This is a genomic window from Sphingobium limneticum, assembly GCF_008710155.1.
GTDB lineage: Bacteria > Pseudomonadota > Alphaproteobacteria > Sphingomonadales > Sphingomonadaceae > Sphingobium > Sphingobium limneticum.
The window spans coordinates 1-6,561 of the sequence record NZ_VYPZ01000060.1 but is presented as its reverse complement, the minus strand read 5'-3'; the positions used below and the strand labels follow the sequence as shown (position 1 = coordinate 6,561).

The window sequence follows — 6,561 nt, the reverse complement described above, 5'->3', positions numbered from 1 at the left end:
CAGAATGGAGATCCGGCCATCGACGAGGCCATGAGGATCAGGCCAGCGGCTGAGAGCAGCAACCCGAGCACAGCACTTCCCGAAAGCCAAGGCCGCAGAGCGATTGCATCCTCGCGCTCGCCGAGCCGAAGGCCATAGAGGCTGAACGCCGACAGGCCGAACAGCACCGCCAGGACGAGGTATAACGCCAAGCGGATGGCGACGGTCGGCCAGTCAATCATTCGCTCACTTCACCGTGAAGGTGTAGCTGCCAGTGATTTTGTGCGTGTCGCCGGAAACGACCTGCCAGTCGACGTTGTAACGCCCACGCGGGAGACGCTGCTTCGGGATGATCGTGAGCGTACGCCCGTCGGAGCCGACCGCGGCGCTGCTCGGCATCTTCATGGCCGCCATGCCAGGCATCGCGGCCATGATCAGTTCGGCCTTGGAGAAAGCAGGCACGAGTTTCTCGCTGAACTGGAGGCTGATCTTCTCCGGGGTCGCAACCGCCGCGTTGGCGGCGGGGCTGGCGGATACCAGCTTCGGGTGCGCGTTTGCGACGCCGCCTGCGAAGAACAAGGCGGCGGCGGCAGTCGTGATGAACAAGCGACGCATCTGGGCAATCTCCATTTCCATTGGGTTCACTTGTATTACGCAGCCGGACGTTTCACCCCTCACGATCTTTTTCGTGCCGCCGCGCCTCTCGATGAGGGGTTAGCGGGGGAGGCGCGTATTCAGAAGGGAGTACAGAGCGCTTTTCACTGCGCCTTCCCGTCCGGACGAGCTGTCGCCGCGGGCCTGACGGGCGCTTGCGCGGGGTAATGATGAGGTTGCGGTTGACCAATCAAGGCTGGACTGGCGATCCCGAGGAGGTCATCGACTGTCTGATTGTGGGCGGCGGTCCCGCAGGCCTCACGACCGCGATCTATCTGTCCCGGTTTCTCAGGAGCTGCGTCGTCTTCGACACGGCGGCAGGGCGCGCCGCCTCCATCCCGCGCTCGCACAACCTTCCAGGATTTCCCGGCGGCATTTCCGGCGTCACGTTTCTTGCGCGCCTGCAAGCTCAGCTGCACGAATATGGCGGTACGATCCAGAGCGGTGAGATCGACGCGATTGTCGCATCAGGCGACCATTTCTCGGCAAGCTGCGGACTGAACGTCATGTACGCGCGGACCGTGGTCCTCGCGACCGGGGTCGTCAATCGACGTCCAGAGATGCCCGATGCGATGCATGACATCGGCGTCGCGCGTGGTCTTATTCGCTACTGCCCGATTTGCGATGGTTATGAGGCTCGGCGGATGAACGTGGCGGTGCTCGGCTGCGACGGCCATGGCGCTGAAGAAGCCGAATTTCTGCGCGCTTATGGCGCCAAGGTCACGCTTCTCGCCGAACGGTCGCTCGACCTCGCTCCAATGGAATTTGCCAAGCTGAACCAGCAGGGCATCGATGTCGCGCCTTCGCCTGTCGAGCAGCTGCGTCTGGGCGAGTGTGTCGAGGTGCGGTTGGCCAACGGCCTGGGGCTACAATTCGACACGCTTTACCCTGCGCTCGGCTCGTCGCCTCGAACGCGGCTTGCCACTTCGCTGGGCGCGAAGCTCAGCGAATCAGGTTGCGTGCTGACCAACGCCCACCAACAATCCTCTGTTGCTGGCCTCTACGCGGTTGGCGACGTTGTGGAAGGGCTCGATCAGATCAGCGTCGCGACCGGACAAGCAGCGATCGCTGCGACCGCAATCCATAACCTGTTGCGCGACAGCGACAGCGGATTGGCATCCGCCATGGCCGGGCTGTGTCCCGCTCGGGGCGTACTGCCGACCTAGCGCGAGCTATTGGCAGTGCAACGAGTAAAGCCGCCACCCAGCGCTGATTCGTACCCACACGACGATCGGCGACACGGCCCTTCTCCGTTCAAATTCCCGCACTACGATCCCGGGCTCGCTCACGCACGCGGCATGGGCGTCGAGACGGTGCGCTACCACCAGCGCCAGAGGTTACTCGACACGCCAAAGCGGCCGCACGGTCCAACGCAAAGGCCGGAACATTCAGGTTTGTAACCTCTTGCTTCGACAGGTGGTGAGACCACTGCCTGAACAGGAGAGAACGATGCACAACATGAAAGAGATGATCGCGACGCATCCGGACGTGAAAGGAAGCACGAACGATGCACTGATCCGCTGTCTCGAGGAGTGCTACTCATGTGCTCAAACCTGCACGTCGTGCGCTGATGCCTGTCTGGCGGAAGAGATGGTCGCGCAGCTTCGCCAGTGCATTCGTCTGAACCTCGACTGCGCCGACATCTGCTTGGCGGCAGGCTCGCTCGGCACCCGCCGCACCGGCAGCAACGAGCAGGCGCTGGTCGCGGCTCTTCAAGCCTGCGCCATCGCCTGCGGGCTGTGTGCGGAGGAGTGCGAGAAGCATGCGAGCATGCACGAGCATTGCCGCATCTGCGCTGAACACTGTCGCCGCTGCGAACAGGCTTGCAACGAAGCGGTTCAGTCGATCCGCTGATCAGCCGAGGACGCGTCCTTGGCGGAGACGCGTCCTCGACGGTCCCTGTTCAGGAAACGACCGCTTCACGCACACAGCCGGACTGGGTCAGAACGCCAAGTGGTTTATTCCGCCATGCATGAAGGTTCCGCCAAGGAACCCCTGGATGGAGATCGCCAGCGTCATCAGGCCAAGCAACACCCAGTACAACGTCCGCGACCGCTCGGGACCCTTACGGTGGCGCGCTGCCATCCAAGCCAGCGCAACGCCGAAGACCGCGATCAACGTTCCGAGCCAGCGATGCGTCATCAGGATCGGGTTGCGGTCGGTCAGGTAGAACCCGCCTGCGAACCAGCCCAGGAACGCCGCCGCGATTGCTCCCAGCGCTCCGACGACCAACATTATATGTGCGACATGCTGATAGTCCCGGTTGCGGCGCCACAACCCGAACAGCTCCACCCCGAACGCACCGATGAACAGTGCGATGGGAAAATGAATGACCATGGTGTGCAGCCGACCCAGCCAACTCACAAGACGTTCGCCGAAACTCTTGTTCTTGTTAGCGGTCTCCTCGTGCATGCCGCCCATGTCCATGTCATCGCCGGCGATGTCGCGGCCGGCCATGTTCATGTCCACGGTCGACATAGAGCCCATCCCCATGTGACCGTCGCCAGCGTCTGCTCCATCCTTTTTCTGAGTCTCGCCTGCGCTGTTAGCGGCCGACCCGGGACCGGCCCCGAGCGCATCGTGATCTTCATGAGCCGATGCCGACGTGCTTACTGACATTGCAACCGCAAGGAGCAAAGCGAAGGCCCCGCCTCGTTTACCGCCCATCACCCGACCCCTTGATCCGTGTTCATCGATTCCCGTTTTCCTCACCCGTCCGAATCCTTTTGTGAACTCTTCGCCTGCTCTTTCAGACGAACTGGACCGTGGAGCTACGCCGGCTGCGGCGGCCGGGTCCTGCGCCGCTAGCCTGAAAAAACCGCCGATCAGCTGCCGTGGCGCGCGAACAGGCGGCGCCCGCCGGGACCGAAGGCGACCACGTCATAGGCCTGCGTCTTGACGCCCGGCACTTCCATTCCCGGCGAGCCGAGCGGCATACCGCCGACCGCGAGGCCTCGCACACCCTTGGGCCGGGTCGCGAGAGCCCGCTTCATATCGGCAATCGGCACGTGGCCCTCGAAAGCCATGCCATCGGCGATTGCTGTGTGGCAGGACGAGACGTCCGCAGGGACCCCCGCGCGCTTCTGCAGCGCCGGGCGATTGGAATCATCGACGACGCGCACCTGGCGCCCGAGCTGCCGCTGCACCTGCGCTGCCCACTTGGCGCAACAGCCGCAGCCGGGATCGCGGTGCATAACGATCGGGGTGGCCGCGCTGACGGCAACCGGAACCAACAAGGCTGCGGCAGTAAGCGCGGATCGTAAAGCTGTCTTCATGGAAAAACTCCTTGGTCATTCCTCCCGCCCCCTCGTGGGGCGGGAGGAACGAAGATTATCACTGAGGTCGCTTGCTCATCGACCGGAGCATCGCCTGGAGTTCACCGATGCTCTTGTTTTGCTCGGCAATAGACTTCTGAGCCATTTGCCGGGTCTTCGCATCGGGCGCCTCGCGGAGAACGATCTGCGACATGGCAATCGCACCGCGGTGATGCTCGATCATCTTGCGGGCCCACGTCTCATTTGCATTGGCGCCTTTGGCCCTCATCATCTTCTCGTGCATCGCCATCTCGGCGGGCATGAAGGGCGTGTTCATGCCAGGCATGTTGTCGTGGTTCATGCCCTGCATTTTCGAGTGGTCCATGCCTTGCATCTGCTGCTGAGCCAAAGCCGGGCTCGCTGCCATCGCCGCCAGAGCCAGAGCTGTAAGTGTCTTAAACATTGCCTGCTCCTTCTTGGACTTAGTCAACGCAACAAAGCCCAATCGGCCTCAAAACCATGTGCGAATGCCCAGAACAAGGTTGGTCGATGACGCATCCTCGCCATCCTCGCGTGCAAAACGAGCAGAACGGCCCATTCTGCGCTCGTACGAAACACCCACATAAGGGGCAAACTCGCGCTTCACCTCGTAGCGCAGCCGCAAGCCAAGCTCGAGGTCCGACAAACCCGAGCCGATCCGGTCTTCCGGAACGTCCTGCGCCGCAAATTCAGCTTCCACACGAGGCTGGAGGATCAGGCGCTGGGTGATTCGCTGATCGTAATACCCTTCAAGACGGCCGAGCACGTCACCCTTGCTAGACAAGAACAGTGCGCCCTCGACATCGAAGAAACCCGGGGCCAGGGTCTCAAACCCGACCGTAGCGTAGACGCGTGAGGGATTGGGCTTGAAGTCGTAACGAATCCCGGCCTGGAAGTCGGTGAAGGGTCCGATCGCCCGTGCATAGAGCGCCTGCAGCTCCGCCCTTTCGAGGCTTCTCCCGAAATTGCCTTCGCCTTCGGTCTTGAGCACCAGCCGATTGATGTCGCCGCCGTACCAGGCACTGCCATCCCAGCGATAGGCATCGCGACCGTCGCGGATCTGGTATTCGGCCAGATTAAATATGACCTGCGAGAAATTCTGGCCGCCGTGCATCTGCAGATGCTGCTGCGAATGCGCCATGGCGGCGGCAGAGTAGACCTGGTCCGCGGCCCGATCCGTCGGGATCGGCGGCGGCGGAGCGTTGCCGGCCGGCAGGTTGGTCCCGACCATCGTCATGCCTGTCGTGGAAGGAGGCATGCTTCCCATGTCGTGACCTGCCATGCCTTGCATAGCGCCCGAACCATGGTCCATGCCCTGCATGGCACCTGGCTGGCCGGGGGCGGCACCGCCGGAGGTATCTGGCATCGCCGACATGTCGTGCCCGGCACCAGGATTGGGGTTGGCTCCAGGCGTAGTCATGCCCGGCATGGCCGTCATGTCATGACCCGCGTGAGGATCGGCAACGACCGCTCCAGGGGCCGGCGGCTTGGCGGACCGACTTGCGGCGGGCCTGGCCCCCGATCCCGCCTTCGCGCGCGGTGTCGACTTGGCGGCGGGCTTCACGGAATTCTTGCGCGCGGCAGGCTTTTTCACCGCTGGCGTCTTAGGCGGCGGCATCTTCATGCCCGGCATGTTGGAATGGTCCATCTGTGCGGCCGCGGGCGTTGCCAGGCCAAGCGCCGCGCCGCCCGCGATCAGGAGGAGCTTAAGCTGCATCGCGATTCTCCTCGCCCATCGGGCGAACGGTCACGACACGCATCATCCCTGCGGTCATGTGATAGAGATTGTGGCAGTGGAACGCCCAATCGCCGACCGCATCGGTCGTCACGTCGAACGTCATCTTGCCGCCAGGCGCTACATTCACCGTGTGCTTGCGAGGCGCGAAGTCGCCATGCCCGGTCACCAGTTCGAAGAAGTGCCCGTGCAAGTGGATCGGGTGCGGCATCATCGTGTCATTGATCAGGGTGACGCGCGCGCGCTCGTCCTTGCGGAACGGGATGGGGTCGGCGGGGTCGCTGAGCTTCTGGCCGTCAAAGCCCCACATATAGCGCTCCATATTGCCCGTCAGGTGGATCTCCAACTGGCGCGCCGGGGCACGAGCGTCCGGGTTGCGATCCAGCGCGACAAGGTCGCGATAGGTTAGCACGCGATGATCGACGTCCTCCAGCCCCTGCGGCGGCTCGGCCGTGCGGTCCTTCGGCATCGGCGAGATGGTCTGCACCCCCGGCCCCATCTTGACGCCGGGCGCGTTCTTCGGGTTGCGCATGTTCATGTCCATGCCCCCGGAGCCGTGATCCATTCCGGCCATCCCACCGGCCTGCCCTGCACCGCCTTGCATGGCGCCGTGGTCCATCCCCGCCATGCCGCCGCTGCCCGTCTGGCTTGGGGTTATGCCCGACGCGCTGGCACCCATTTGGCTGTGGTCCATTCCCGCCATCGCGCCGGAGTTCATTTGGCCATGATCCATGCCGGCCATGCCGGCCATCCCGGACGCAACCGCGACCGCCCCGTGGTCAGTCGGTCCCTTCCAGCCGGTTAGCTTCCACAGGTTACGCGATGCGTTCTGCTGGACCGTGGGGTCGAGGCCGCGCTTCGCCACCGGGTTCTCGTCGGACATCCCCGACATTCCCTCCA

At 63.3% G+C, this 6,561-nt stretch carries 8 protein-coding genes and 1 pseudogene; 2 read left to right on the top strand and 7 right to left on the bottom strand.

Annotation, left to right across the window (positions count from 1 at the left end; genetic code table 11):
* Both F4U94_RS23670 and copC read right to left on the bottom strand, forming a co-directional pair.
* Positions 1 to 221, bottom strand: a pseudogene (locus F4U94_RS23670) (copper homeostasis membrane protein CopD); the annotation flags it as partial.
* 4 nt (positions 222 to 225) lie between these two features.
* The gene (gene copC / locus F4U94_RS23665; protein ID WP_282957484.1) at positions 226 to 615 is read right to left on the bottom strand and encodes a copper homeostasis periplasmic binding protein CopC; all 390 of its coding nucleotides are present in this window, start codon (positions 613 to 615) and stop codon (positions 226 to 228) included.
* Positions 616 to 815: 200 nt separating this feature from the next.
* Between copC and F4U94_RS23660 the strand changes: the two genes are divergently transcribed.
* A complete protein-coding gene (locus F4U94_RS23660) occupies positions 816 to 1,799 on the top strand; it encodes an NAD(P)/FAD-dependent oxidoreductase (RefSeq protein ID WP_338112977.1) in 984 nt (327 codons plus the stop codon).
* A 283-nt stretch (positions 1,800 to 2,082) separates the two neighbouring features.
* On the top strand, positions 2,083 to 2,487 hold the full coding sequence (locus F4U94_RS23655) for a four-helix bundle copper-binding protein (RefSeq protein WP_150412340.1): 405 nt from the start codon (positions 2,083 to 2,085) through the stop codon (positions 2,485 to 2,487).
* Between the two features lie 87 nt (positions 2,488 to 2,574).
* On the opposite strand, the gene F4U94_RS23650 is transcribed toward F4U94_RS23655, so the two are convergent.
* The 5 genes from F4U94_RS23650 to F4U94_RS23630 form a co-directional block, all read right to left on the bottom strand.
* Positions 2,575 to 3,111 (bottom strand): DUF2231 domain-containing protein, encoded by a 537-nt coding sequence (locus tag F4U94_RS23650; protein ID WP_084718461.1) that lies wholly within the window; start codon positions 3,109 to 3,111, stop codon positions 2,575 to 2,577.
* Between the two features lie 347 nt (positions 3,112 to 3,458).
* The gene (locus F4U94_RS23645; protein ID WP_047100380.1) at positions 3,459 to 3,908 is read right to left on the bottom strand and encodes a DUF411 domain-containing protein; all 450 of its coding nucleotides are present in this window, start codon (positions 3,906 to 3,908) and stop codon (positions 3,459 to 3,461) included.
* 58 nt (positions 3,909 to 3,966) lie between these two features.
* A complete protein-coding gene (locus F4U94_RS23640; RefSeq protein WP_037472990.1) occupies positions 3,967 to 4,350 on the bottom strand; it encodes a DUF305 domain-containing protein in 384 nt (127 codons plus the stop codon).
* A gap of 48 nt (positions 4,351 to 4,398) precedes the next feature.
* Positions 4,399 to 5,643, bottom strand: a complete 1,245-nt coding sequence (locus tag F4U94_RS23635; protein ID WP_150412339.1) for a copper resistance protein B — start codon at positions 5,641 to 5,643, stop codon at positions 4,399 to 4,401.
* A partial coding sequence (locus tag F4U94_RS23630) for a multicopper oxidase domain-containing protein (protein WP_249042121.1) occupies positions 5,633 to 6,561 on the bottom strand: 929 nt, incomplete at its 5' end. The genes F4U94_RS23630 and F4U94_RS23635, both read right to left, overlap by 11 nt.

What these genes read in the sequence shown, in the direction of transcription:
- copC (WP_282957484.1), bottom strand. Translation starts at nt 615, where the DNA reads ATGGAAATGGAGATTGCCCAGATGCGTCGCTTGTTCATCACGACTGCC.
- F4U94_RS23655 (WP_150412340.1), top strand. Translation starts at nt 2,083, where the DNA reads ATGCACAACATGAAAGAGATGATCGCGACGCATCCGGACGTGAAAGGA.
- F4U94_RS23650 (WP_084718461.1), bottom strand. Translation starts at nt 3,111, where the DNA reads ATGTCGACCGTGGACATGAACATGGCCGGCCGCGACATCGCCGGCGAT.
- F4U94_RS23645 (WP_047100380.1), bottom strand. Translation starts at nt 3,908, where the DNA reads ATGAAGACAGCTTTACGATCCGCGCTTACTGCCGCAGCCTTGTTGGTT.
- F4U94_RS23640 (WP_037472990.1), bottom strand. Translation starts at nt 4,350, where the DNA reads ATGTTTAAGACACTTACAGCTCTGGCTCTGGCGGCGATGGCAGCGAGC.
- F4U94_RS23635 (WP_150412339.1), bottom strand. Translation starts at nt 5,643, where the DNA reads ATGCAGCTTAAGCTCCTCCTGATCGCGGGCGGCGCGGCGCTTGGCCTG.